The organism is Vibrio sp. 10N.222.48.A3, assembly GCF_041475345.1.
Lineage (GTDB): Bacteria > Pseudomonadota > Gammaproteobacteria > Enterobacterales > Vibrionaceae > Vibrio > Vibrio tasmaniensis_A.
Window position 1 is genome coordinate 1 of record NZ_JBFRVX010000735.1, and the last position, 371, is coordinate 371.

General features: G+C 44.5%; 1 protein-coding gene. It reads left to right on the forward strand.

Going from position 1 to position 371, the window contains the following annotated elements; translation table 11 throughout:
- Positions 1–44 precede the first annotated feature (44 nt).
- Positions 45–371, forward strand: a 327-nt coding sequence (locus AB4653_RS19160) for a sodium:solute symporter family transporter (RefSeq protein ID WP_408063584.1), incomplete at its 3' end; no start/stop codon positions are given.

The following is a 371-nucleotide window of genomic DNA, read 5'->3' on the forward strand; positions in this document are numbered from 1 at the left end:
TATCTATAGTGACCTCAACAAAAAACATAAATAAAGGTCTCAAGATGGAACTCAATACCCTGATAGTTGGCATCTACTTCCTATTCTTAATTGCAATAGGGTGGATGTTCCGAACGTTTACAAGTACGACGAGTGATTACTTCCGTGGGGGAGGTAATATGTTGTGGTGGATGGTAGGTGCAACCGCATTTATGACCCAGTTCAGTGCGTGGACATTTACTGGTGCAGCAGGTAAAGCCTTTACCGATGGTTTTGCCGTAGCGATTATCTTTATCGCGAACGCATTCGGTTACCTAATGAACTACCTTTACTTCGCTCCGAAGTTCCGCCAACTGCGCGTTGTGACGGTTATTGAAGCGATTCGTATGCGT